At 40.3% G+C, this 24,573-nt stretch carries 25 protein-coding genes; 3 read left to right on the top strand and 22 right to left on the bottom strand.

Annotated elements, in window-relative coordinates:
* Positions 1–50: 50 nt before the first annotated feature.
* On the top strand, positions 51–749 hold the full coding sequence (locus I588_RS04490) for a DUF554 domain-containing protein (protein ID WP_010757755.1): 699 nt from the start codon (positions 51–53) through the stop codon (positions 747–749).
* Between the two features lie 66 nt (positions 750–815).
* On the opposite strand, the gene I588_RS04485 is transcribed toward I588_RS04490, so the two are convergent.
* The 18 genes from I588_RS04485 to I588_RS04400 form a co-directional block, all read right to left on the bottom strand.
* Positions 816–1,691: a sulfite exporter TauE/SafE family protein gene (locus I588_RS04485; RefSeq protein WP_010757754.1), complete on the bottom strand. Its 876-nt coding sequence runs from the start codon at positions 1,689–1,691 to the stop codon at positions 816–818.
* A gap of 88 nt (positions 1,692–1,779) precedes the next feature.
* Complete coding sequence (locus I588_RS04480; protein ID WP_010757753.1) at positions 1,780–2,655, bottom strand: sulfite exporter TauE/SafE family protein; 876 nt, start codon at positions 2,653–2,655, stop codon at positions 1,780–1,782.
* Between the two features lie 22 nt (positions 2,656–2,677).
* The gene (locus I588_RS04475) at positions 2,678–3,694 is read right to left on the bottom strand and encodes a proline racemase family protein (RefSeq protein ID WP_010757752.1); all 1,017 of its coding nucleotides are present in this window, start codon (positions 3,692–3,694) and stop codon (positions 2,678–2,680) included.
* 67 nt (positions 3,695–3,761) lie between these two features.
* Positions 3,762–4,241: a glycine/sarcosine/betaine reductase component B subunit gene (locus I588_RS04470; protein ID WP_010757751.1), complete on the bottom strand. Its 480-nt coding sequence runs from the start codon at positions 4,239–4,241 to the stop codon at positions 3,762–3,764.
* Positions 4,242–4,270: 29 nt separating this feature from the next.
* Positions 4,271–5,008 carry a proline reductase cluster protein PrdD gene (prdD, locus tag I588_RS04465; protein WP_010757750.1) on the bottom strand — a complete coding sequence of 246 codons (738 nt, stop codon included), beginning with the start codon at positions 5,006–5,008 and terminating at the stop codon, positions 4,271–4,273.
* Positions 5,009–5,023: 15 nt separating this feature from the next.
* On the bottom strand, positions 5,024–5,269 hold the full coding sequence (locus tag I588_RS28285) for a hypothetical protein (RefSeq protein ID WP_207673078.1): 246 nt from the start codon (positions 5,267–5,269) through the stop codon (positions 5,024–5,026).
* Between the two features lie 27 nt (positions 5,270–5,296).
* Positions 5,297–5,749 carry a glycine/sarcosine/betaine reductase selenoprotein B family protein gene (locus I588_RS28280; RefSeq protein WP_010757748.1) on the bottom strand — a complete coding sequence of 151 codons (453 nt, stop codon included), beginning with the start codon at positions 5,747–5,749 and terminating at the stop codon, positions 5,297–5,299.
* A gap of 3 nt (positions 5,750–5,752) precedes the next feature.
* Positions 5,753–6,052 carry a CBO2463/CBO2479 domain-containing protein gene (locus I588_RS04450; RefSeq protein WP_010757747.1) on the bottom strand — a complete coding sequence of 100 codons (300 nt, stop codon included), beginning with the start codon at positions 6,050–6,052 and terminating at the stop codon, positions 5,753–5,755.
* A 20-nt stretch (positions 6,053–6,072) separates the two neighbouring features.
* Complete coding sequence (prdA, locus tag I588_RS04445; protein WP_016250033.1) at positions 6,073–7,971, bottom strand: D-proline reductase (dithiol) proprotein PrdA; 1,899 nt, start codon at positions 7,969–7,971, stop codon at positions 6,073–6,075.
* Between the two features lie 26 nt (positions 7,972–7,997).
* Positions 7,998–9,287 (bottom strand): proline reductase-associated electron transfer protein PrdC, encoded by a 1,290-nt coding sequence (gene prdC, locus I588_RS04440; RefSeq protein WP_174316929.1) that lies wholly within the window; start codon positions 9,285–9,287, stop codon positions 7,998–8,000.
* A gap of 485 nt (positions 9,288–9,772) precedes the next feature.
* Positions 9,773–11,131: a peptide MFS transporter gene (locus tag I588_RS04435; RefSeq protein ID WP_010757744.1), complete on the bottom strand. Its 1,359-nt coding sequence runs from the start codon at positions 11,129–11,131 to the stop codon at positions 9,773–9,775.
* Between the two features lie 27 nt (positions 11,132–11,158).
* Complete coding sequence (pepI, locus tag I588_RS04430) at positions 11,159–12,040, bottom strand: proline iminopeptidase (RefSeq protein ID WP_010757743.1); 882 nt, start codon at positions 12,038–12,040, stop codon at positions 11,159–11,161.
* 103 nt (positions 12,041–12,143) lie between these two features.
* The gene (locus I588_RS04425; RefSeq protein ID WP_010757742.1) at positions 12,144–13,220 is read right to left on the bottom strand and encodes a M24 family metallopeptidase; all 1,077 of its coding nucleotides are present in this window, start codon (positions 13,218–13,220) and stop codon (positions 12,144–12,146) included.
* Positions 13,221–13,856: 636 nt separating this feature from the next.
* Positions 13,857–14,318, bottom strand: a complete 462-nt coding sequence (locus I588_RS04420; protein ID WP_010757741.1) for a threonine/serine exporter family protein — start codon at positions 14,316–14,318, stop codon at positions 13,857–13,859.
* Positions 14,319–14,329: 11 nt separating this feature from the next.
* On the bottom strand, positions 14,330–15,088 hold the full coding sequence (locus tag I588_RS04415; RefSeq protein ID WP_010757740.1) for a threonine/serine exporter family protein: 759 nt from the start codon (positions 15,086–15,088) through the stop codon (positions 14,330–14,332).
* A 303-nt stretch (positions 15,089–15,391) separates the two neighbouring features.
* Complete coding sequence (locus I588_RS04410; protein ID WP_010757739.1) at positions 15,392–16,462, bottom strand: M24 family metallopeptidase; 1,071 nt, start codon at positions 16,460–16,462, stop codon at positions 15,392–15,394.
* Positions 16,463–16,573: 111 nt separating this feature from the next.
* Positions 16,574–16,972, bottom strand: a complete 399-nt coding sequence (locus tag I588_RS04405; RefSeq protein WP_010757738.1) for a DUF1622 domain-containing protein — start codon at positions 16,970–16,972, stop codon at positions 16,574–16,576.
* Positions 16,965–17,849 (bottom strand): LysR family transcriptional regulator, encoded by an 885-nt coding sequence (locus tag I588_RS04400; protein WP_010757737.1) that lies wholly within the window; start codon positions 17,847–17,849, stop codon positions 16,965–16,967. Before I588_RS04400 ends, I588_RS04405 begins: the two co-directional genes overlap by 8 nt.
* 100 nt (positions 17,850–17,949) lie before the next feature.
* On the opposite strand from I588_RS04400, the gene I588_RS04395 reads away from it, so the two are divergent.
* Positions 17,950–18,492, top strand: coding sequence for a chromate transporter (locus I588_RS04395; RefSeq protein WP_010757736.1), 543 nt, complete (start codon positions 17,950–17,952; stop codon positions 18,490–18,492).
* A complete protein-coding gene (locus I588_RS04390) occupies positions 18,489–19,043 on the top strand; it encodes a chromate transporter (protein ID WP_010757735.1) in 555 nt (184 codons plus the stop codon). The genes I588_RS04395 and I588_RS04390 overlap by 4 nt, the downstream gene beginning before the upstream one ends.
* A gap of 144 nt (positions 19,044–19,187) precedes the next feature.
* Here I588_RS04390 and I588_RS04385 read toward each other — a convergent pair whose 3' ends face one another.
* The 4 genes from I588_RS04385 to I588_RS04370 all read right to left on the bottom strand — a co-directional run bounded on the left by I588_RS04385 (position 19,188) and on the right by I588_RS04370 (position 24,061).
* Positions 19,188–20,504 (bottom strand): chloride channel protein, encoded by a 1,317-nt coding sequence (locus I588_RS04385; RefSeq protein ID WP_010757734.1) that lies wholly within the window; start codon positions 20,502–20,504, stop codon positions 19,188–19,190.
* A gap of 421 nt (positions 20,505–20,925) precedes the next feature.
* Positions 20,926–22,002 carry a replication initiator protein A gene (locus I588_RS04380; RefSeq protein WP_010757732.1) on the bottom strand — a complete coding sequence of 359 codons (1,077 nt, stop codon included), beginning with the start codon at positions 22,000–22,002 and terminating at the stop codon, positions 20,926–20,928.
* A gap of 634 nt (positions 22,003–22,636) precedes the next feature.
* Positions 22,637–23,200, bottom strand: a complete 564-nt coding sequence (locus tag I588_RS04375) for a hypothetical protein (RefSeq protein ID WP_010757731.1) — start codon at positions 23,198–23,200, stop codon at positions 22,637–22,639.
* A gap of 12 nt (positions 23,201–23,212) precedes the next feature.
* Entirely contained in the window at positions 23,213–24,061 is an 849-nt protein-coding gene (locus I588_RS04370) for a ParA family protein (RefSeq protein ID WP_010757730.1), read from the bottom strand.
* Positions 24,062–24,573 lie beyond the last annotated feature (512 nt).

Genomic DNA, 24,573 nt, shown 5'->3' with positions numbered 1-24,573 from the left:
TATATCATGCTACCATTACAGTGACAAACCATTTTTAAGGAGATTTGTTTATGTTTATCGGCTCCATCGCAAATGCGTTATCCGTTATGTTAGGCAGTATTTTAGGTGCCTTTTTAAGAAATATTACTGAACAAACTAAAGAAACGATGAATCACGGATTAAGTCTTGCCGTCATCGCCATCTCGATTCAAATGGCTACGCAAACAAAGTCGTTCATTTTAGTGATCATTTGTATTTGTCTTGGCGGTATGATTGGAGAATTTTGTAAAATTGAAGATCGCATGAATCAATTCGGCCTTTTACTCCAAAGACACTTTGCCAATAGTGGTAGTAATTTCGCTGAAGGTTTTGTAACCGCCAGCTTAGTCTATGTTATCGGATCAATGGGTATTATCGGTGCCATCGAAAGTGGGGTTACAGGGAGCAACCATACGTTCTTTATGAAAGCAATTATGGACGGATTTATCTCTATCGTTTTAACAGCCTCACTAGGTATAGGGGTCTTTTTTTCCGCATTCGCTGTGCTAATTTATCAAGGATGCTTAACCCTACTAGCCAGTTTAATCGCTGAAGGTCTCCCAACTCAACTATTGAATCCAATGATGAACGAGATTAGTGCCGTTGGCGGCGTCATCATTTTAGGCATCGGACTAAACATGTTAAAATTGACGACTATTCGGACATCTAACTTTTTACCAAGCATGGTCGTCTTAGTTCTGACTATGACCGTTGACTACTATTTTTTCTAATCTATAAAAACTCCAATCCATAACGGCAAAAGCCCTAAGAGGATTGGAGTTTTCACTATACAAAATTTATACTTTTGCTGGCTTGCGGCTTTTACGAATATACGTAATTCCAGTGTAAATAACCACAAAGATAATTATCCAAACCAAGATAGTCAAGTCTAAACCAGTAACAAATTTCGCTGCAATGATTACACCGACGATTCCACCTAAAGCAATACCCAAACTTACCCGACGAGAATATTCTCCCTCTTTGATAAAGTTGACACTGGCAACCGGCATTAATGCTCCACAAGAGCCAGACATAATTGGAAAAGCTACTAATGGGCTCAAGCCTAACATATAAACCATTGCCATACATGGCGCATAAAGTCCCACTCCGATGGTCATCAACGCTCCAAAAATAGCATTACCTATAATTCCAATAATCAAAAGTCCCCCGGTCAAGCCAGTAGACGTATTTCCTTCACCTAACAAATTGATCATTCCCGTTTGACGCAAAGCCATCAAAACAGCAGTAATAATCAACGCCCAACCCATCCAAAATTGAACGGTTTTTTCTGGTAATTTTGTTACTGTCTTTGAGCCCAGCCATGATCCAACAATCGAAGCCGCGATCAAAGAAAACAACGTTAAAGGATCCACATCCACTACAGTAATAAAAATAAGTCCTTCCAATAAACAAGAAAGTGCGTGGCCAACATTCAACGTTCCTGGCAACTGTTTATCGCTATCCAATTGCTTAGTGACATCTAACAACATAGCCGTAGGTGCAAAACTTCCAATACCCAGCGTATCTAAAAAGTCCGTCACAAATCCAATCCCAATTGAGATTGGCCAACTGCCTCCTCCAAGATTCGCTTTGTGCTTAATTAAGTCTCTCCCGAAAACCACAATGTGCAACAGTGCAAATAACCCCAAAGTGACTAAAACAATCTGTACCATTTTCTTCCTCCTACTATTTCGTTTTAAAACATCAAAAACTACTTGTCCTTCTTAAAAAGAAGGACAAAGTAGTTTTAATCATAGCATATTATGCTGCAGCTGGTTTCATACTCTTACGAATATACGTAACACCAGTGTAGATGATAACTACAATAATGATGTATGTTAATACATTCAAATCCAAACCAGTAACAAATTTTGCTGCGATAATTACACCAATGATCCCGCCAGCAGTAATTGCTAAACTTACTTTACGTGCATAATCACCCGTTTTAACAAAGTTCAAACTTGCTATCGGCATCAAGCCTGCACATGAACCCATCATTACAGGGAAAGCAACTAGCGGACTCAAACCTAACATATAAACCATGGCCATACATGGTGCATACAAACCAACACCAATTGTCATCAATGCTCCTAAGAAGAAGTTGATAACAACACCGATAACTAATTTAATTCCGGTCAATGCTGTAGCCGTATTATCCGCACCTAAAATATCAATCCAGCCTTGTTGACGTGCAAACATCAGAACAGCAGTAACAATCAGTGCCCAACCCATCCAAAGCTGAACTTTCTTTTCTGGCAATCCTGTTACAAATCGTGAACCAATAAATGCACCAATCGTTGCAGAACCAACTAGGGCAAATAAAGTAACCGGAGATACATCTACTACCGTTGTGAAGATAAATGCTTCTACTAGTACGGGAATCCCGTGCCCAACATTCAACGTTCCTGGCAGCAAACGGTCATGACTCAATTGCTTAGTGAAGTCCAACAGCATCGTTGTCGGTGCAAAACTTCCGATTCCCAAGGTATCCAAGAAGTCTGTGATAAAACCAATAATCCCTGAAACGATCCAATTTCCATGACCTAGATCATCTTTATGTTTTAAACAATCAAGTCCCATATTTACCGCGTGTAATAAAATCAACCCAACATAAATCGCTAAAATAAGTGTTACCATAGCTCTTACCCCTCCTTCATTTCTACCCTAAAAGGAACCCATCCTTCAAGGAATCTTTCGGATCAACCAAGAATGTATTGTATCCAGTCACATAAGCTGATCCAGTGACACGAGGAATAATTCCTTTGTATCCACCCACTTCAGCTTCTTTTACAATTTCACCTTTAAATTTCGTGCATAGAATACTTTCGTAAACAAAAGTATCGCCGACCTTCATTTCACCTTTTCCGTACAACGTAGCAAGTTTTGCACTCGTACCTGTTCCACAAGGTGAGCGATCGACTTGTCCGTCTCCAAATACGACAACATTTTGGTAAGTCGCATCTGGACTAGTTGCTGGTCCATAAAACTCAACTAAATCAACCGATTTAATGTGTTCTAAAGTAGGATGTTGAATTTCAATCTGTTCATTTACTGCGTCTCGAATAATCATGCCTAAATTGTTAAATTCAGAAGCATTTTCTGGTTTGATTTCTAATCCAACAGAAGCCGCAGGTAAAATTGCAAAGAAGCTTCCGCCAAAAGAAATATCCATAGTAACTTCACCAATGTCAGGAACGTTGACCTTAACTCCTTCTTTATATAAGAATGACTCTACATTCTCAAATGAAACTGATTCCGCAGAAAAATCTTCATCTAAATGTACGGTTCCACGAACAATTCCGGCAGGTGTGTCTTGAACAACCTTCACTTCACGATCGCCTTCTTTGACTTCTACCCAACCTTGTTCTACTGCAGTCGTCATAGCAGCAATTGTATTATGTCCACACATATTCAAATAGCCGCCTGAATCCATAAAGATAATCCCGTAATCAGCTTCCTCGTGAACCGGTTCTGTAATAAATGCACCAAACATATCGCGATGTCCGCGTGGTTCTAACATAAGCATTTGTCGTAATTTGTCTTGCTGTGTTTCTAAATATTCTCTTTTTTCAGCCATGGTTTTACCAGGGAATTTTGGAATTCCACCAATAATTAACCGTGCTGCTTCACCCGCTGTGTGTGTATCGATTGCTGAAATCATTTTTGATACTTTCATTGTTTTCCCTCCAGGTTTATAATTAGTCCAACTCTTGTATCAGCCTTGAAACAATTCCGAGTTGAAGCTATCTTATTTTTTGATCGTCTTTACGCATCTTTAGTTTGATTGAAGCCAATGCCTTAACTGCATCTCTTTGATTGATCGTATTTTCGCCAACTACCTCTGTTTCAATCCCCTTTTCAGATTTATTAAAATCCAAAACAAAGTCAGTGTAGCTGTTCTCCACCACAAACTTGGCTTGTGATCCAATGAACTTTAAACCAATCACGCTAATCTCTCTTCGACCAATTTCCTCTAACATGTTAGCAAAATCGACATCTGAGTTGCCCCAGCCATCAGTTGAAGCAATGACGCCATTGGTGCGCATCCCTTCAAGCCAAGCAGCTGCTCGACGGCCAACCAAATGCTTCATTTTATTGCTTTGCGGTGTTCCCACTACCACAATGCCTTGAAAATCAATGTCAGGGTCATTTGACAGAAGATCAACTAATGGATCTTGGAAATGATGCAGCGAGGTTTCTTTTGTTGATGGGCCAATTCCCATAAAACATCTCCCCCTGTTCGAATATCAGACTATACCATTGAACGGATCATCCCATCGCGATATTCGTTCGCAGTTAAATAAACTGGCATATTGTTCACATCAATAATCGACACGCCGCCCTTGAATCCACTTGGCTCTTCTGGAAACAGTAACATGTCATACATAGCGCCTTGTCCAGCGACCTGTTTAACTAACGCTACTTTTGGCTTTCCAGGGTTGCTTTTTTCTTCATAGGTGTGGGTTTCAATAGCCAGCTTGCCTTCCAGCATTTTCATTCGTTCGCGAATTTCTTGAATATAACGGTCAACGATTTCAAACATTTTTAGACTTAGCTCACGATTAAAAGGAGTCCCTTTTTTAGCGACTAAATCAATCCAAATGATAAAATCCGTTTCCTTGGGTGTTCCAGCTCGATTTAACAGTAGATTTTCACGCAATAATCCCTCAGATGAGCCAAACTCGTGCATCTGCTCACCTTCCTCGATCGCTCCGGTCATAACAACCGTAACGCCAGTCAAGGTATGCGTGATTCCTGTCCCCAACGTACCCAATACCTTCGTGGATATCGGAATGACATCCATGATGGTATTGGTCTCAACATCTAGTTGATTGGGTTGGAGTATTTGAATGGTTAGTTCCTGAATATCGGGGCATTCACTATCAAAGTGTTTCTTGATCTGTAGACGATCATGTGTCATATGAAAGTGGTCCCCCATGGTTACCTCTGTCATATGAAAAACTTTGATTTTTAGTGTTTCGCCTCGCATAAAGTCACCTATATTCTATACATGTGCAATGTATTCGTAAGGTAATGGAACGATCTTACCTGGTGTTTCAATTGTTACTAAGTTGGTTAACGTATCTTTTAAGATACCTGTTTGCATTTCAATATTGTGTGGTTCTCCAGCATTTGCGCCCATTGGAACCATCGGTGCTACCGCACGTGGTGATCCATTTTGTCGTACTACTGGTGGTAATGCTGCAATTAAAATAGTAGGAATTCCCGCTTCCTCAATAGCTCTCTGCACGATCACGGCAGTTCTATGACAGGTTCCTCAGCCAGCGGTCATTACGACAGCGTCGACTTCTTCATCTACTAATTTTTGTGCGATCTCAGGTCCAGTCACATCGTGAAAGGCTTCTTGGTCGCCCCCGCCGCCCATAAATGCATAATGAACGGGTGCTGCTTCTTTAATAAAGCCTTCTTTGACTAATTCATGCAAACGGTCTATCGGAAACATTGCGTTCACGTCGCGGTTGACATCGGCATTGTCGTACCCACCGTGCGATACCATTAATTCGTCGCTTGGTGTACCATCTGGCACTTCGCGGTACGTCGTATCCCCTGCTAAATTGAATCGTTTGTCACTCTTTAAATGAACACCTGCTGCAGTAGCTAGTGCAACACGCATTTCTTTCAGTTCTTTTTTGACCGGTGTGAAGACAGATTTCGGCGTGATTGGCACGAAAATTTCTGACTGCAACCCTTCAAAGACTGTTAAGCCCATGTGTTAATTCTCCTCTCTGTGTGTCTGTTCGCGTTTTTTCTGATTTTCCAACCGACGTCGTTCGTGCTCTTTAATGGCATGAACATAATGATCGTTTGGCTCCTCTTCCAAAACCTCTGGATACGTCATTAAAAATCCAACTTCCTGACCAATTGCTAAATCATATTCAGAAATGATCATGCGTCGAGGAATTTTTAATTGACCTAAACGTCCTTTGATATCGATTGTTACGCTTGCATCGTGAAGCTCAACAATAATTCCCTCAAACATTTGTTCCGTTGAAATGTATTTGAGTCTATCCATAATTTTTTCGTCACCTAAATCTAGTCTTTTTCGTAAATCTCTTGACGTTTTTTGCTCTTAGGTAAAATTTGTTCATTGTCAACCAGGTCAACTTTCTTGCCCGTCGTCTTTTCAATGATTTCGATATTGTTTAACTTCACATTTGGATTCCACTTGCGTTCAGCTGCTTTAATTTCGCCGCCGCCCATCAGTGTTTTCAACATTGCCAAGTCGCGAATGGCGTCTTCTTTACACAACGTATTGTTAGACAAGATTTCATTTTCGATCCCTTGTTTTGATTTGTTGTTATCCACCATTGCGCCCATTTCTGGGTTTCCGACAACTAGAGCCCCTTGAACTGCAGAGTAGGAATCACCGACAACATTGACGCCTCGTTTACCGATTTCTTCGATATGGGAAGCAAAGTCAATGTGGTTATTTCCGAATCCTTCTGTCGTTACAATCGCTCCGTCAATATCCATCGCTTCAATCGTCATACCTAGACGTTTTGACACATAGTATTTTTCAGTATTTGCCTGAGGTGAACCGACAAACATCACGCCCACCAAATCAATTTCTGGATCTTCCATCGCTTCCATCACCAATGGTTCTCTCCAGTAATGACGCGATGTTTCTTTTGATGCAGGTCCAATACAAGTCAATGCATGAATACCGCCATCTAATACTTCGGTCGGTGCTAACATGATTGGCAGGTTGCCAAGGTCAACGTTTGGTTTTGCACCAAGAGTGCCGACTGGCTCAACAGGCATAATCAAGTTATCGTGCATCGCCCCTTGTCCCATGATTTCTTTAACAATCAAGACACGTTTGTTACCAAAACGGCGTTTTTGCACGATTTCTTCTGACCCACTTACCAATGCTTCGTCTGCTTTTTTAATTGCTTCACGAATCTCTTGGGTAATATAATCAGACGCTTTATGGGCTGCCAATGGACCTGGGCGTTCCATATTCGCCCCTTCTTTAATTGTTACTTGCGTTTTAATGAAAATTTCGCCTTTTTCTGGTGCTCCAGGACGTCCCCACATGATGTTGCGGTCCAATTCACCTTCCGATGAACCGAATTCGCCGATTTGAACACCATTTGCGTCTGTTCCTGTTACTACCAAGACCACACCGTCTAATACGCGTGTTACGCCATGGCCGATATCGCCTTCTGCTTTTGCAGCAATTGGTTGAACGTCCATGATGGTTTCGCTGTATTCGTTGTAACGGTCTGGCGTAATGATTTCAAAGGTCATGCTTTCCACTAGTTCTTCTAGTTCAACTGCTTCAGCACACATTTCTTCCATCTTACGTAAGATTAAGGTTGTTCCTTCAATTTTCGTCTCTTCGCCAAATTCTACTTTGTCGATCGTTAAGTAGTCACGACGAACCGAGCGAATCACTTTCTCTTCTACTTCTGCCTCCGCAGCTGGTGCCTGCGGTGCAGGAGCGGCTGCTTGTTCTGGATCAATTGGCGCTGGTGCAGCAGGTGCTGCCACGCCCATTGATCCAGCAACGGACATAGGGACTTCTAAGTCAATACCTTTTCCTTCTGCAATGTGAATCTTGATGGTTCCTCCTGCAAATGGTACTACTGGTGCTTCTGGCGGTACTGGGTGAACAGGTGCTTCTGGCGCTGCAGGCATTGGTTCTTCTGCCACTTCTGGTTCGGCAGCTTCCACTTCCTTCACACCATCAAGAATCTCTCTTGTTAAAGGAATCAAGGCATCTGTGGTTTCCTTTAACGTTGTTCCAAGTACTTGTTCGATTGTTAACGCGTTTTCAGGGATTTCTAGTAACCCTGAATCCTCCAAATCTTCAAAGATCGCTGGATCTTCTAGATCATCTGGTGCGATCACTTTCCCTGCTTCTGCACGGCAACATAATACTGCAGGATCTTTTGCATGTTCTTTCGCAGTTTCTGCTGTAATAGACATTCGTTAATTCCTCCTAAGATTTTTTCTTAATTTGTCGGTAATTTACGATATAGTCTGTGCCCATCAGCCCGCAGTACGTGATCTGTATGATGATAAACCGGAACTCCTAACCTAGGAGCTACACCCATGACGGTGTTCGTTCAATCAGAACAGGAACCAGTCATTACGACTTCGGCGCCTTGTTTTTTCAAGGACATTACCGTCTTCGCTTGACCTGGACATATACCTGGTAAGGCACACCTATATCTTCCATTTACTTCTACCATTCGCTTACAGCGTTCTGCAGCGACAACTTCGGCGCCCATGTTATTCACGATTTCGGTCATCCGTTCTGCGGAACCTCCGCATTCGCAAATCAGCAAGCCGACTTTGCGGTGTTCCTGTGGAAATGGCATAGCTACTAGCACGCCACCACTTGTTTTCGTAATTGGCGTTGTTTCTTCCCCGCTGCGTCCAGTCATCGGTCCGCCGATAACGATTTCGCCATGAGGCTCTACATAGCCGCCTACATTATTAATCAATGTTTTGACAGGTGTTCCAATCGGAACATCTACAAAGACCGTTTCCTTTTGTTTCACCCGTCCAGAAACCGTGACATCCTTGTCGATGAATGGCTTGCGATCTTCAATGGCCTCTGCAATCCGTTTGATCGTTTCGACATTATCAATGACTGCACCGACTTCCGTTGGAAGCTGGCCTGGTTCCAAGACAACATCCATTACTTCACGAACAATCATACGTTCATCGCCTGCTGGATAAATATCCGGCAGTTGATACACCTCAATATTCGCTTCGGCCTCCACTGCTTTGATTAAGCGCAGCACTAATTGGCGATGTTTACCTTTCACCGCAATGACACCTTTAGGTGCCTTCACCATCTCCATACAATACTTCGTTCCACGGATCAACTGATCAATATGCTCACTCATTTGTTTCACGTTATGAGCAAGCAGCGCTTCACACTCCGCTCCATTGGCAATAAATACGCCCTCAGAAATTTCACAGGACAGTTTTAGAAATGTTGGGAAACCAGCTCCGCCAGCACCAACAACTCCGGCTTCTTCTACCGCTTTAATCATGGAGTCTGTTTCTGGAATCGGTACATAGCTGGAAAAGTCCTGTTCCTCATCGATCATCAGAACAACACTTTCTTCACTAACATCTACTACTTTGCCAGAAAAACTGCTGTGAATATTGGCTCCAAGACCATTTGGCTCCGCAACCAACTGACCTCGTTTAACCTTTTCTCCAGCTTGGACAATCCCTTTACAAGGAGCGCCAACATGTTGCTTTAATGGTATAAGAATTTGTGTCAATTTATTTCACCTCCCCCATTTTTAACTTGTTCGAACTTGAGCAAATCAGCCGCCCTTAGTTCAAATAAATCATATCACAATGAGGATTTTTTATAAAGACGATTTCTGCTATTTATCGTATTCTTCTGACAATTTAATCGATATGAGCGACTCATTTTTTTATTATTTTTTTAAGAAAATGCATTCTACTGCTAAAATCTGAAAAACTTGGCAAATAGCGCTGTAAAACGCTAGCACTCCTAAAAAAGCGTTTTCTAATCTTAATCACATTTTATTTTAATCTTGTTATTTACGTATAAATCACATTAGAAAATCTTTGTTATTTAAAGAGGGGGTCATTCGTATTTCCACCTCAATTCAAACAAACTTATACCATTATTAGTTCTACGTATTATTAAATAGTTTATATGTAACTTCATTCACAATTTCAGCCATTTTCACAAAAAAAATAGACCTCTAAAAATGAGGTCTATTTCTGTACTCTACTATTCTGCCGTTTCTAATTTGTCCAGATTCTTACTACCAAACCATAGGATCAAACCTAAGACAATAACAATCGCAGCTAAAATACCATAACCCATTTGGAATTCCGCTGGAACATCTGTTTCTAAGAATGCATAAATTTTTGGATAAATCAATTGTGCAAAGAATACGGCAACTGGCCAAACTCCTAGCAACAGCCCCATCAATTTAGCTGGTGCTAATTTGGCAATAAAAGAATTACCTAATGGAGAGAAGATCATTTCCCCTACAGACATTAACAGACTGACTAATACTAACCATAAGATAGACGCATGTCCTTGTCCAACCATATCTGCAACTACCATTGCAACGTAAGAAACACCTACCAAAATCATCCCCAAAGCTGTTTTCTTAAACATGCTCATGTCACCTTGTGGCCGTGCAGCCAGTTTAGTCCATAATTTACCTAAGATTGGGCCTAAAATGATACAAGTCAAAGCATTCATTGAGTCAAAGTAAGAAGTTGGTACTTGGAAATTGCCAATTACCCAATTGGCACGCCCTAAGAAACCAGCGCCATCACCGTAACCGAAGTAGTAGTATGCTGGCATATAAGCCATGTACCAAACCATCCAAAATACAACTGAGAACAACGTAACCAAAATAATAGCAAAGATTCGTTTTTTATCGCCCGAAGTTAATGGAGCATTTTCTTCACCTGCAGCCTTTTTACCCGCAGATTCAAACTGACGTTGGTCAACCTTAAATGGTTTCTTACCTGCTTCACCTAATGAACGGCTGTTGAAGATAAACCAAGCAGCATCGATTAGCAGCAACAAGCCACAAATCATGAAGACAAAGTTGAAGCCAAAGGCAGGAATCAACAATACTAAGAAAGTTGTTCCACAGAATGAACCAACGTTAACGAATGAGTATTGAACAGAGAATGCTTCATTCAATTCTTTTTCGTCACTGAATAATAGACCATTTATCCCAGATAGATTTCCTTTAAATAAACCTGTCCCAAGGGCAACTAAAATGATCATCGCCCAAACCATACCTAATGAGCTTGCTTGCCAAGCCAACATATAGCCGGCTCCCATCAAAATCATACCAGCAGCTACACAAAGTCGAGGACTTAACCAGTAGTCAGCTAACCAACCACCAAATATTGGTGTAATGTAAGTCGCGGCAACAAAGTAGGCGGAAATTGCTGCCCCCTGTGCACTTGTCATTCCTAATCCGCCAGAAGCAGCTGTTGTAGCGATCCAAATCGCCAACATGTATTTGGCAGTATAAAATGCCATACGTTCAAAAGAGAAGCCTAATGAACAGACATAGAAGCCAAAAGGTTTTTTCTTTTTCACTGGAGTTGTTTCCATGATCATCCTTCTTTCATTTAATTGTTTTTAGTCGTTTTCCTCTAACCACGCTTCCAAGATATTCATATATTTCTCGCGTTCTTCGACAAATGGCATGTGACGGCTGTAGGCAAATAATTCCCATTTTGCTCCAGGAATCGCATCGTACATTGTCTTAGCTACAAGAGGCGTCGATAAATCATTGGTTCCACTAGTAATCAAAGTCGGCACATCAATCATCGGTAACTTGTCGGTATACTCGTACGGTTGCAACGTTCCCGTCGGCATGTACTCGTTTGGTCCCCAAGCAGTCACGTAGCTTTCTGTTCCTGGAACTTTTTCTCGACGCAATGGTTCTGGCGAATCCTCAGTTGGCACTGCGGCTGCATGGCGCACCATAAAACGATCATTGGCTGCTAGATACGCAGGATCATCATACTTACTTTCAGCCTCCGCCTTGGCAATAGCCTCTTGATCCTCTTCGGTCATAAATTTGATCATACGATGTTGCTCCTGTGCCCAAAGACTAGCAGAAGAAAGTGTGCTGGAAAGGACCATACTCTTGATTCCTTTAGGTGCATAATCACATAAATAAATAATTTCTAACATACCACCCCAAGATTGCCCTAGCAGATGAACTTCTTCTAAGCCTAAATGTTCCCTTAAGGCAATTAGTTCATTTACCCAAGTTTCTTTTGTCCATAAAGATGGGTCTGACGGGACTGCTGATTTTCCGCAACCTAATTGATCGTACATAATCAATTGACGGCCTTCGACTGCCATTTCATCCAATACTTCAAAATAATTGTGAGTGGAGCCTGGTCCGCCATGCATCAAAATCAATGGTTTTTTCCCATTTTTTTGTTCTCCAACAATGCGGTAATACGTTTTGTGACCTAAATAGGGCATGTAGCCTTCTTCAACTTTCATCTTCATCCTCCTAGTTTAATCAGTGAGTCTGACGTTTCTCGATCCTTCTTTATCACAATGAAGGTTCTTCTATCCGCTGCTGACGGATAGAAGAACAAACAGTCTATCCGATAATTTCTAGATCTTTTGGATAGTGGTTCAAGTTTTCACAACCATCTTCAGTAACGATAACTAAATCTTCAATCCGTACGCCTACTTCGCCTGGAATATAAATTCCTGGTTCAATAGAGAAAACATTCCCCACCTCAGCGACATTATCGTTAGCACCTGACACATCACCTGCTTCGTGACATTCGATACCAATAAAATGTCCCAAACGGTGTGTGAAGTACTCGCCGTAGCCTTTTTCAGTGATGTAATCACGAGCGGCTGCATCAATATCTGAGAATTTCACACCTGGTTTTACCAAATCAATCGCACGTTGGTTCGCTTCTTTTACGATTTCATACACTTCACGACCCTTATCAGAAACTTCTTTGTAGAAGAACGTCCGAGTTAAGTCAGAAGCATAAGAATTTTTGATTCCGCCGATGTCTAAAATGACACTGTCGCCAGGTTTCACTTTAGAATCATCTGTTTCATGGTGAGGATCGGCTGCATTGGCACCGTAGCCTACAATTGGATCAAAGGAGAAGCCGCTGTTGCCAAGTTCTTTGTAAATCTCAGCCAATTTGTCTGCCATTTCTGCTTCAGTTAACTCTTGCGGTAATAATTTTTTCAAACGATCAACTGCAATTTCATTGTCTGCTTGTGCATCTCGCAACAATTGTTTTTCTTCTTCATCTTTGATTGCCCGAACTGCGTCAGTCACTTCAGAACCATTGCCTAGTTTAGCATCTGGTACTAGCTCTAATAGACGTAATAAGAAATGAGCAGGCCAGTTTTTGTCTACCCCAATTTTTTCGTCAGTATTTACATAGTCCAAAACTTTCTTTACAGCATCGTCCGTATCATCAATAAAGACTTTTTCAACACCCAAATCTTCTTCGATTGGGAATAGCTTGTTAATGACCAATGTGTTTTTGTTTTCTGGAGTAATGACCAATACCAATAATCTTTCACCTGGATGAATCCAACGACCGGTAAGATAGAAAATAGTTGCCGGGTCAGAAACTAACAGTTGTCCATACCCTTGTTCCTTCATTTTTTCGATTACTCTTTCCACGCGACGTTCTTTCAAAATCCTTCACTCCCTTGATAGATTGTTTTTATTAAAAACAGCAAGAAGGCTGTTTAAAATCTGTATTTGGACGCGAATAAAAACCTGTTAAAAACAGGCAACTTTAGTAAAATCAAAAATGTGCTTATTCAACCATTCACTTACCATAGGTTAAAATAACCATAAAACACGATCGAATTCAAGTCTTTTTAGCAAAAAAGTTGTTTTTTTCTATTTGCTTCCGCTTACACAAGTTTACTACAATTTTTTGTCAATTTAAACAATTCTTTTCAAATTCCTCTAAAAACCTCCCCTTTTTTTAGCTAACTCATAAAAAAGCTCGACAAATACGAAGAATCCTGCATACAGAACTACTGAAAATTCACTTATAAAAATCCTGCTCCTTTTATATTATAATATGATTAGAAAAGCTTTTTAATAACAAAAGTATTCTAATCGCAATCTTATATTACTTCTAGCAAAGAAAGCTTGTGTATTTTTTATCAATCGTGAAGAAAAACCAAATAATCCCCTTTAAAATTTCATATAAATGAAAGGGTGTCTATACACCTACTCGCATGAATGGTTTGTAACAAAAAAAAGAGATCACGCATCAGATGCACGATCTCCAAAATTTATTGTTTCAGGTATAGCCCCTCATATTTTATCAAGAGACTTTTGACGCCGACGATAAGAAAAAAAACACTTGGGAGACAATTCATACCCTACCGTGATGCCAATTGAGATAGCGATGGCAATTTTCAGCACCTGGACCCCAATCTGAGCAGCCTTAATCGAATCGCCGATAAAAAAGTTGTAAGTAAAATTATAGACCCCCATCCCAGGAACTAAACAGAAAATACCACAAATTAGAAAAATGGTTACGGGTGCCCTTAATGCAAAAGAAGCCTCCCGAGATAAAACAATCAAAGCTAACGACGCAATAAACGTTGCAGTCACTGGTGCCTCCCAAAATTTCATGATCAATAAATAGATGAACCAACCTAAGGCCCCGATGATCCCGCACAGCAAATAGTATTTTTTTGGTGCTTCAAATAGAATGGCGAAAGAAATGGTCCCTAAAAAACCTGCCAAAACTTGTAATAGCATACTTGTCATCTCATCATCTCCTATAGCCAATTAAACACGGTTAATACCAACCCAACACCTACCGAAACACACAATGCTGTAATTAAGGCATAGATCATCTGCCCCCAGCCAGAACTATAGTCCTCATTAAACAAGTAGCGAATTCCATTAACCACCGCTACCCCGGGCAAAAGAGAAATAATGCCGCCAGTCACTAAACTGGTCAGCTGCAGCACCGGAAAAAAATGAACAAAAAGACAAGCCAAAGTGCTGACCCAAATACTGCAGGTAATGTTCCAAATAATTTGTGACATATTAAATTTTGGAGCAATAAAAAAACTGTAAAAAGCCAATAAAAATCCTAAAACAAAGGCCCCCGCAGCATCCCAAAAAGTTCCACCAAAAATATAGCAGAAGCTGGCACTGCCAAAAGCATACGCGAAGAATTTCAATCCACTTGAAGCAAAATGCTCCTGCTTAATCACCGCCAAACGTTCCTTGGCCTCTTCTGGTGTATATTTCTTTTCCACAATTCGCCGCGACAAGGTATTAATTTCTTCAATCCGTCCCAAATTGATCGGTGAGATGGGAATATCCCTCACTCGAGCCTGAACGGTTTGATCCTTTAATCGAGCCGTCATAAAAATTCCATTAATCAATACAAAGCTGTCAAATTCCTGCAGATCCAGCGCATCGGCGACATGACGGATCGTGCTCTCAATTCGAACAATCTCTGCGCCATTTTTCAGCATTGTTTCACCAATATCATAGACAAAATCAAAACACTCCCGTTCGTTCATCCGCCGGACCTCCTTTATTTTAACTGCTTAAACTTTACAGCACCGATTAGGTACTCTGTTCTATAGCAAATTTGCTATGGTAATCTTTGTCAATCACGTTAGCAAGAGTAATATTGGGATAACCTGTTTATCCTATTCCTCTCAATATTCACATATTATCGATAAAGCTAGTTTGTGAAGCTGTACATCATTAATCTTGTTGTACAATGATACCCATTCTAATAAATCTATACATTCTGTAAGTCTTACAGAAAAACAACGACAGCTATAGCTGTCGTTGTCTTAGTATAGCTTATTTTCCTCTTACAATTCAATCAAATCATGGGAAATACTGATCATATTTTCATAGCCTTCATCAGTGATCAACACTTGGTCCTCGATTCGAACCCCACCCCAATCAGGAATGTAAATGCCTGGCTCAATGGTCATCACCATTCCCGTTTCCAGTACGTCGTCATACTGCTCATCGATATATGGCAATTCATGTACAAACAAACCGATACTATGACCAATATTGCGATACGTATATTGCGGATATTCGGTTCCTTCCAGTGGTTTCAACGAAGCTTGGTAGATATCACGAACGGCCGCTCCATTTTTCATTACCGCCTCCGCTGCTTCCAAGCTTTGTTTTTCATATTCGTAAACTTCTCGTTGTTTGTCTGAAGCTTTGCCTACCACGACCGTACGAGTCATGTCAGACATGTAGCCATTGTACTGACAACCAAAATCCATTAAAACGAAATCGCCGTATTCTACTGCTTTTTTCGAAGGAATGCCGTGCAGCAGCGAAGTATTAGCTCCCGAAATCAAAATATTTCCATACGGTTGCGTATCAGCACCTTCTTGCACCATATACAAAGAAAGCTTAGCTGCCAATTCCTTCTCCGTTACGCCTACTTTGATGTCGTCCAAAATTCGGTTGAAAGCACGGCAGGAAATTTCGCAAGCATTGCGCATGTACTGAATTTCCTGCGGCGATTTGATAGCCCGCATTTTATCAATGACACCGCCAGCTTGAATGAATTCCGCTGATGTTTTTTCGTTAAAGTCAGTGTACATATCGTAGGTTAAGTAATCTGCTTCAAAGGCAATTGTTTTGATTTTCTTTTCTTCAGCTAGACGGGCCACGGTATCTCCCACAGTTTTACCCGGCAACCGCCAATTAATAATTTCGTAGTCAGGCACTTCGATGTCTGCTTGCTCGGTGTAACGTGGATCCGTAAGGAAAAACTGCTCATCCTTGGTTAACAGAATAAACGAATCATCTCCCGTCCACCCGCTGGTAAAACGAACATTGACTCTTTTAGCAATGAAAAAAGCGTCTAGATTCTCTTTTTCCAAATACGCACGAATCTTCATTTCATTCATCATTGTACATACCTTCTTTTCTTTTATTCGCTGAAACAATCCCTTGTCTCTATTCCTAGAGTAGCAGTCTGTCTTTTCCGGGTCAAACCGTTTTCAAGAAAAATGAGGATTTCCTTATTTTGACTGCATACGTTTTTTGGTCTCCGTTTGCATCGGACTTTCATCAATTTCCCGATGCAGAAAATAAGAAATCACCGTACGAATAATTACGATCAACGCTAATTTAATAATATCCTGAAAGGTCGGATTGATAATTGATTCGATGATATCTGCAATAATCAAGATTTCTAAACTCAATAAAATATAGCTGCCTAAATAGGCTTTGATAAAATTATTTTCTAAGGCCAAAGCGACCTGATCGTTCCGCTTTTTAGCTAAATTTTTAAAAAAATCGACACTAGCAGTAAACACGCCCCACAAAATAATAAAAATCGAAATCATGTTTAGGATAAAGACAATCAGCTGAAACAACGGCATCAATCCACTTAACAGTTCACTAGTAAGATTATCCATGATCTATTCCTCCTTGCTGGAAAATAAGATTGCGAAAAGCCTGCATCGTTTCTGTAAAGATATGCTGCGGTTGATACACCAGCTGAATTTGATTGGACAACTGCTGGCCTTCAAAGGACAGACAGTGAACCTGATCCCGATAAATGGACTGCTGGATCAGTTGCTTTGGCAAAAAGGTAATACCTGTCCCTGTAGCAGTCATAGCTAATAATGCCGGCGAATTGATACTAGTCATAGTTGGAACCGCCTGTTTTTGGTGCAGCTGCAACCAGCTGTCCAAGGTTGCTCGAATGGCACTACCCTGCTCCCGCAAAAACAGCGGATACTTTAGAAATTCCTCCACTGTCAAGGTTTCTTGATTAGCTAGCTCATGCTCTGCTGCCACCACTACCACTAACTCATAGCGATCAAAAGGCTCGACGATCAACTCTTTTTCCGCAATACTGCCCTCCAGCAATGCCATATCCAACTCCTGATTACGCAAGGCTGTCAAAATGCGTTCAGCTGTATCCACCTGGATAGTTACCTGATGCCCCTCACGTAGAAACGGCGTGACCAACTGAGGCAGCCAAAAATTGGCAATGGTCAAATTGGCGCCTAGCTTCATGGGCGCCTGCGTTTCCAAATAGACAGCAAAATCCTCTAATTCCTGATATTCCTGCAAAAAATGCTTCACACGCTGAAAAAAAGCCTTGCCTGCCGGATTCAGCTGAATGGAACGTCCCGGTCGATCAAATAACCGAACACCAATTTCCTTTTCCAGCTCTTGAATCGTTTGACTAACTGCCGGCTGAGAAATATAAGTCCGCTCTGCCGCTTCAGTCATATTTTCAACCTCAGCAACAGTCATAAACAACTCCAATTGGCGAATATTCATTAAACCCCTCCTTATAAGTATTTTCTTATTGATTTGATAAATATATTGTATTTCACTTATGATTATTTGTCTCGTATACTGTCTTTAAGGAGGTTTTTTTGTGTCTTCATCTTACTTACGACTTTTTGGCTATAATTTCTTTATTAGTACGTTTACCTTTGGCGGCGGCTATGTGACAATTCCTATGATGGAAAAATACTTTGTTTCTCATGGTGACATCACGAAAGATGAACTGCTGGATTTGGCGACAATCGCCCAGTCTTCTCCGGGTGCAATCGCAGTAAATCTCTCTGTTCTTGTGGGAAAAAAAGCTCGCGGCTATAAAGGTGCTTTTGTTAGTGGCCTGGCTGCAATTTTACCGTCATTTATCATTTTGTCGCTAATTTCCCTTGCGTATACTGCCTTTCAAAACAATCCAATCATCCGGGCCGTGCTGCAGGGAATGGAAGCCGCCGTGGCTGCAATCATTGTTGATTTGGTGATTGATATGTATTTGGCACTAAGGCGGGAGAAAAAATTATTACTAATGATTTTGCCTTTTATCGCCTTTATCGCTAATGCCTTTTTCAATATACATCCTCTTTGGATTTTGCTTGGAACAATTTTGATTTTATTCATTCAAGCTAAAGGAGGTAAAAAATGAAACTATATTTAGAGATATTCATCAGCTTTTTTCAAATTGGTTTATTAAGTATCGGTGGCGGATATGCCACTCTCCCCTTGATTCAAGCCGAAATTGTTCAAGAACAGCAATGGCTCTCTCTACAGGAATTTAGTGACATTGTCACCATTTCTCAAATGACTCCTGGACCACTAGCAGTCAACAGCGCTACCTTTGTAGGCTTACGAGTTGCCGGACTAGTGGGTGCTCTGTTGGCTACCGTAGCCTGTGTGATTTCCGGCTGTATAATCGCCCTCTTTTTAGAGCGGTTGTTCACTAAGAACAAAGAAAATCCTACTTTACAGTTGGTTTTCTCCGGATTAAAATCTGCCACTGTCGGATTAATCGCGGCAGCCAGTTTATCCATGATCACCTTGGCCTTCAGTGGAACCTTGAACTGGTTTGAAGTCAACAGTCTCAATTTCGTGGCGGTTGCATTATTCTTGGTCTTCTTCTTGTTGCTGCGAAAGAAAAAAATTAGTCCGATTTCCCTACTAATACTAGCTGGTGTACTTGGTTTTTTCCTTTATTAAAGTGGAACTAAGTGTTTCATGTGAAACCATGGAAAAATTCCAATGATTCTTCTTTTTTAGTATAAGAAAGGCTTTGCACCTTCACTATGAGTTAGGGTGCAAAAAAGCTGTCATAAAGTGTATTTTACACTTTATGACAGCTTTTTATTTACGACGATTACGGCGAGATCGCAACTCCTCAGAAGGAGAAACTTTTGTCGGCGCCTTAATATCCTTAGCTGCAGTCGACTTTTTAGCCGGCACACCGATAGGGAGCTTTTCTATCAACAGGTTGCCTAAAAAACCTGCCAGCCAGATCCATAAGAACAGCTGAACGGGAAATAGAAATAAAAAGAGACAAGCCGTTGCAAAAGGGCGTTTCAAAATTACTGCACAGGCACTGGCCGTGAACACCGCCACCAGCAAGCCGGCTGAAAATGGGAAAACTTTGATCAGCGCCATAGCTGCTGCTATGCTTGCAAAAATCATCGGAAAGATAGTTCCGCCACGCCAATTGCAGGCTAGACAAACCATTGTGATGAATATCTTGCCAAAAGCGATAAGTAAAATCACCAATAGGCTCATATTTTCCGATTGACGAGTGAAAGACAGCAGATTGTGTTCCCCTGAAAATAAGAAGTACGGTGAAAACAATCCGAAAATACCTAAAAGAATACCTGCTGTAATAGTTAACGGCATTGGACGTTTAATCCGCTGGTTAACCATATGAGCCTGGTCTTGCATCCATAAAAATAATTTCCCAAAAAAAGCACCGATAACGATCGTCGGAAGAACTAATAAGAGCCCCTGCCAAGAAAAATCTGTACTCATACGCTGAATAGCAAAAACTTGTTCCTGATTAGGGAAAAAACTGTAAGTGATCAGATACCCAATAAAACCTGTAAACGTAGCAAAAATAAATAATACGTATCGTTTCAACTTACTCTCTGTAATATTTCGCAGATTATCCTGCTCCAACACACTGCCTACGCCAAAAAGTGGTGCGGTGAACAAAACGCCCAAGACCGTTCCTGAAGCAAACTCCAGTAAGTCCTTACGTTGGGGCACACCGATTTTTAGACGGTCGCATAAAAATGTAACGATGCCGCCTACAATGATCATCACTCCTGCCTCTGGACTGACACTCGCTCCAAAAAGCAATACGAGCATCGCTCCTAACACGTTAAAAAGTAATTGCCCATCCTTATACTCCAACCGTCCTATTTCCTGCGATTCCGTCATTGTTTCTGATAGCAGTTTAGGATACTTGCCCACATGTTCAATGAAAAAACCAATAATCACGCCGCCCAAGGTACAAATCAGCAACGGATAAATAAACGGATTTCCTAAGGCGCGAGGAATGATTTGCCACAGCAAGTGGTTTCCCAGCTCCACTATTCCCATAAACAATGCAGCAACAATTCCGACAACCAGTCCTAGTCCGCCGCTATAGGCAAATGAGGTTCCTGTAAATTTATTCATGATATTTTTGTTTTCGAATTCCCTTGACCTTTGTCCTGGGAGGAGAACTCCAACGGCCGCGCCAGTTGTTTCTCACTTTCCGAAACCTCCTTTTCTACTTTTAAGAATAAACGTTTCTCAATTTAGTGGCCGGCCTCTCGTTGACGCGAAAGGATTTCTCCACGAAACATGCTAAAAACGTTCAATATAGAATGAATGTCCCCACGCAAACAGAAGATTCGTTCATTAAAAAACATTAATCTTCGCCTGCTTCAACTAGTTTTTATCCTTTGTAATAACTTAAAAGCCACCACAGAATATATGCTCAAAACTGTTGCTGCGCATTATTCTACTAGTTGATTTGGTTATAAACGTCCCATTCATACGTCGAAGTAGCCCATTTTGAATAGACTCTGCTACATTATAGCAGAGCTTGACGGTATTACGCGCCATTAATTGGTATTTTTAGCGTATTTTGCTGATTTTTATTAAATTTTTCTTTACTAAAAACACGTTTTACGCCTAAAAGCGTGTTTTCAAGCTCTGGAGTCAATTCATAGTGATCCAGTAAATACTGGCGAGTTTTCTCGGTAAAGTATCCACGCATAAAGGCAAAGAAAAACGCTTCGGGATTTCGAACTTTGTTGTAGCGATACATTTGCTCAATCGCTTTTGCTACTGCATCTGCTAAACCATTACGGTAATACTCATTTTCCTCAAAAGTTAATACTTCTGCTTCTGCTGGTAAGCCAGCTTGTAAGAATTGCTGATTGCTGACATATTTTGCCTTAAAAATAGTATCCACAAACCATTTTGCTTTAGCATACTTTCCATCACAGAAAGGTAAAAAGCGTTGGAAAACTAAATGCGGAATCAACTGTGCATAACGCGATTGCAATCCGGCAATCAGCGCAGACTCTTTATCCACTTGTGGATAATTTTGCGCAGCGGGCCCCAGTTGTGTTGCATTTGTTGTATTTGTGTTTTTATTTACTTGCTGTTTTTGTGTACTTGTCGGTAAATTTTGCGTTCTCGGAGCCGCAGATTTTGCGTCTTTGGGCATCGTATCATCTACTGTTAGTACTTTAGCAGGTTCAGTCATCTTTTTATTGGAGGTATAATTTTTAAAAGACAGTTTAACCACAGTTCCTTCTGCAGGTGCTTCTGGGTTTGCTACATAAATCCGGTAGTTTTTTAAGCCATGACGAAGCACCTTGATTAAATCCAGCTCTGCCAGGCGGTTTCTCAAGGTTGTGATCTTTCGTTCTGAGACCTTCAATAAAGCTGCTGCTTCATCATTGGAAAAATAGATGTAAGGAAGCTGTTTTTCATCCAGCCAGCTGCCGTCTTGTCGACTATTGTGGATACTGCAGGTCATGCGCATAGTATATAAAGCATGCAGCATCATTGCTTCAATCGATAAATCTTGATATTTAGGATTATTGATGAGATTTAGATCAATAGGCAAATAGTTCCCATTGGGTAAATTAGTTGCAGTCATTGCGTTAAAGGTAGACATGCCAATCGCTCCTTAAATTTTCTAATCGAAAAAAATTCTTAAGGATTTGAGAGCTGTCACACTATAAATGATTGAGAAAAGAGTGATTTTATAGTATACTAAATAGAGGTTAGTTAAACGCCAATTTTTCTAACCGATTGCTTAATTTATATGTGACATGCTAATTCGCCAAAATTAGCTCAAACCTTGGGAGTTTAAAGATCGCCAAATCTTTAGACTCTTTTTTCGTAGTGGTTTACATGTATTAGAATAATAGATAAAAAGCGCGTTGTAAAGCGATTTGTTGACATCTTTTTTTAGGGTTAACTTTTATAAATGTTACGAAGTGAATTATAGTTTACCGCTATTTGGTAGTTAACTTTATTTGAGTAAACTTCAAACAAAGTTAAAATCTTAAAAAAGGTAAACTTCAATGAAAGAAGCCTTAGGAACAAACGTTTGAAAAGTGTGGATAAACTCTTTATGAACAGTCGCTTTGTCTCGAAGATATCCACAGCTTTGGTTTATCCACAACTTAAAAAAAGTAAACCGTAATTTGAAATGCTGCCTATAAAAAAGTAAACTTTAATCATAGTTATCTAAAAAAAAAGTAAACCACAAATCATCTTTTAAAGATGATTGGAGTTTACTTTTTTTAGTTCTTTTTCTCATCGTTTTCTAATTCAGCGAATAATTTCTGATATTTAGGTTTCTCTTTATACTCTTCCATGGCCGTTTCTTCCACATGATTCAAGAAATCTCGGTCGTCTTTGGACAATTCTTTCTCAATGTAGTATTCATACAACCAATCAAACATTTTATCCGGTGTATACCCATCAAATTTCGCATTGATCAGATTTTGAATCCGAATCTTCGTGCGAGCAGAGATTTTTTGCATTTCAAGTGCCTTTAACCGTGGATCATAATATTGTCGCTTGCGCCCACGTTTTCCAACTTCCTCTTCTGCTGAGACAGAAGGTGCTGGTGCAACTGGTCGTGCTTGAGTCTCAACAAAATGACTATGGTCGATTGTGTTTTCTTGTTTGCTGCTGGCAGCCTTCTTAATCGGTGCATTGGCTAGCAGATCCTTGGAACTAGGCCTTGGTTTGGTGGCTGTTTTTTCGGTTTGTTCTTGATTAGAGTACTCGGACATCTTCTCAATGCCCTTATTCTTCTTGTTCGCCGTCAAAAGCGAGTCTAACTTCATCTTTTTCGCCATTTAACGTCTCCCCTATTCACCAGATAATAAGTAGCGATGCTCATCAATTTCATCTAAAATATGCACAAATACTTCATGTGCACGGTTATCCCATTGTTCGACTTTGCCATTTTTATTTATGTCGTAGGTGATACCTGAACCATCATAACGTTTTAGTCGACTTTGGTTCAGTACGACTGTGTTTAATAAGTGATCGCCATAAATACCCTTAGCTGTTTCGTAAATCTCCTGATCGACAGAATCTCTCTTTTGCATCATGAAAGGAATGATCCCTACCACTTCTAGCTCGGTTTGATACTGTTCAATGAAGAAATTCATGTAGTCAATATAATTCTGAGCCCCTTTTAGTGATTTCACTTGGGTTTGCAGAATGACAATTACGTATTCCGCAACATACATCGCTGCATTAGAATACGTGCTAATGGTTGGAGGGACATCAATATAGATCACGTCATAAACTGACTTTAATGGAGAAATCAGCTTGTCCATATATTGGAACTGGGACAGCTTATCATTTGGGAACATCGAGATCATGTAATCTGGAAAATCAGAAAAAGAGATATTTGCCGGGATCAAGTCCAAATTTGGCATAATATTATAGATAGAATTGGAAATATCTCCCGTGCGAACCGCTTCCCAGATAGTGGAATCAAATTCATCCGGCAGCTCGCTGTTTCCAAAGTTCTCTGCAGTTAGTGACAGAACGTCACTGGTGTTTCCCTGAGGGTCCAAGTCAATGACCAAGGTTTTTCGGTTTTTTCTAAAGGCACTTTCAAAAGACAACATCTGTACGGTGGTTGATTTGCCTACACCACCTTTAAAGTTTCCGACAACGTATGTCTGAGCTTGTTTTTCTACCATATATCACTACTCCCCTATCCTGTGTAAGACTCTTTTAAAGTTTACTATAATTCATACGAAAAGACAATAAGGTTTACTATAATAAATACAAAAGACGGTAAACCCTAATTAATTGAAGTTTACTGTTAAGAACAACAATATGAAAGAAAAGCAGCAATTGAGGTAAACTACAAAAAAGACATTAAAGTAAACCTCTAAAATTCATATAAGGTTTACTGTACTAAATATTAAAGTATACCTTATAGTAATTAAAGTAAACCTTTTGAAGACATAAAGACTGCAATTAAAGTAATACTAAACACAAAAAGTCTACCTTAATATTATTAAAGTACACTTCAAATAAACTAAAGGTTTACCTCAGAATAGAAAACCTAAATAAATACCTAGAGATAAGCACATAAATATCATTTCAATGAACAGAATTGAGGTTTACTTTTTAATCTGTTAAATGCTTATTTAACAACCTTTTATCCCTTAAAAAGTAAACCATTATTAAATAAATAAGAGTTTAC

The sequence above is a fragment of the Enterococcus pallens ATCC BAA-351 genome (genome assembly GCF_000407485.1).
Taxonomy (GTDB): domain Bacteria; phylum Bacillota; class Bacilli; order Lactobacillales; family Enterococcaceae; genus Enterococcus_A; species Enterococcus_A pallens.
Note: the sequence above shows the minus strand (reverse complement) of the source record. Positions and strands in the feature narration are given on the sequence as shown.

Excerpts from the sequence above, each read along its gene's own strand:
- I588_RS04470 (WP_010757751.1), bottom strand. The coding sequence starts at position 4,241 with ATGGGAATTGGCCCATCAACAAAAGAAACCTCGCTGCATCATTTCCAA.
- I588_RS04435 (WP_010757744.1), bottom strand. The coding sequence starts at position 11,131 with ATGGAAACAACTCCAGTGAAAAAGAAAAAACCTTTTGGCTTCTATGTC.
- I588_RS04400 (WP_010757737.1), bottom strand. The coding sequence starts at position 17,849 with ATGAATATTCGCCAATTGGAGTTGTTTATGACTGTTGCTGAGGTTGAA.
- I588_RS04485 (WP_010757754.1), bottom strand. The coding sequence starts at position 1,691 with ATGGTACAGATTGTTTTAGTCACTTTGGGGTTATTTGCACTGTTGCAC.
- I588_RS04405 (WP_010757738.1), bottom strand. The coding sequence starts at position 16,972 with ATGGATAATCTTACTAGTGAACTGTTAAGTGGATTGATGCCGTTGTTT.
- I588_RS04450 (WP_010757747.1), bottom strand. The coding sequence starts at position 6,052 with ATGGATAGACTCAAATACATTTCAACGGAACAAATGTTTGAGGGAATT.
- I588_RS04375 (WP_010757731.1), bottom strand. The coding sequence starts at position 23,200 with ATGGCGAAAAAGATGAAGTTAGACTCGCTTTTGACGGCGAACAAGAAG.
- I588_RS04415 (WP_010757740.1), bottom strand. The coding sequence starts at position 15,088 with ATGAACGAACGGGAGTGTTTTGATTTTGTCTATGATATTGGTGAAACA.
- I588_RS04390 (WP_010757735.1), top strand. The coding sequence starts at position 18,489 with ATGAAACTATATTTAGAGATATTCATCAGCTTTTTTCAAATTGGTTTA.
- prdD (WP_010757750.1), bottom strand. The coding sequence starts at position 5,008 with ATGCGAGGCGAAACACTAAAAATCAAAGTTTTTCATATGACAGAGGTA.
- I588_RS04490 (WP_010757755.1), top strand. The coding sequence starts at position 51 with ATGTTTATCGGCTCCATCGCAAATGCGTTATCCGTTATGTTAGGCAGT.
- I588_RS04370 (WP_010757730.1), bottom strand. The coding sequence starts at position 24,061 with ATGGTAGAAAAACAAGCTCAGACATACGTTGTCGGAAACTTTAAAGGT.
- pepI (WP_010757743.1), bottom strand. The coding sequence starts at position 12,040 with ATGAAAGTTGAAGAAGGCTACATGCCCTATTTAGGTCACAAAACGTAT.
- I588_RS04380 (WP_010757732.1), bottom strand. The coding sequence starts at position 22,002 with ATGTCTACCTTTAACGCAATGACTGCAACTAATTTACCCAATGGGAAC.
- prdA (WP_016250033.1), bottom strand. The coding sequence starts at position 7,971 with ATGTCTATTACAGCAGAAACTGCGAAAGAACATGCAAAAGATCCTGCA.
- I588_RS04480 (WP_010757753.1), bottom strand. The coding sequence starts at position 2,655 with ATGGTAACACTTATTTTAGCGATTTATGTTGGGTTGATTTTATTACAC.
- I588_RS04420 (WP_010757741.1), bottom strand. The coding sequence starts at position 14,318 with ATGACAAGTATGCTATTACAAGTTTTGGCAGGTTTTTTAGGGACCATT.
- I588_RS04410 (WP_010757739.1), bottom strand. The coding sequence starts at position 16,462 with ATGATGAATGAAATGAAGATTCGTGCGTATTTGGAAAAAGAGAATCTA.
- I588_RS28280 (WP_010757748.1), bottom strand. The coding sequence starts at position 5,749 with ATGGGCTTAACAGTCTTTGAAGGGTTGCAGTCAGAAATTTTCGTGCCA.
- I588_RS04385 (WP_010757734.1), bottom strand. The coding sequence starts at position 20,504 with ATGAATAAATTTACAGGAACCTCATTTGCCTATAGCGGCGGACTAGGA.
- I588_RS04475 (WP_010757752.1), bottom strand. The coding sequence starts at position 3,694 with ATGAAAGTATCAAAAATGATTTCAGCAATCGATACACACACAGCGGGT.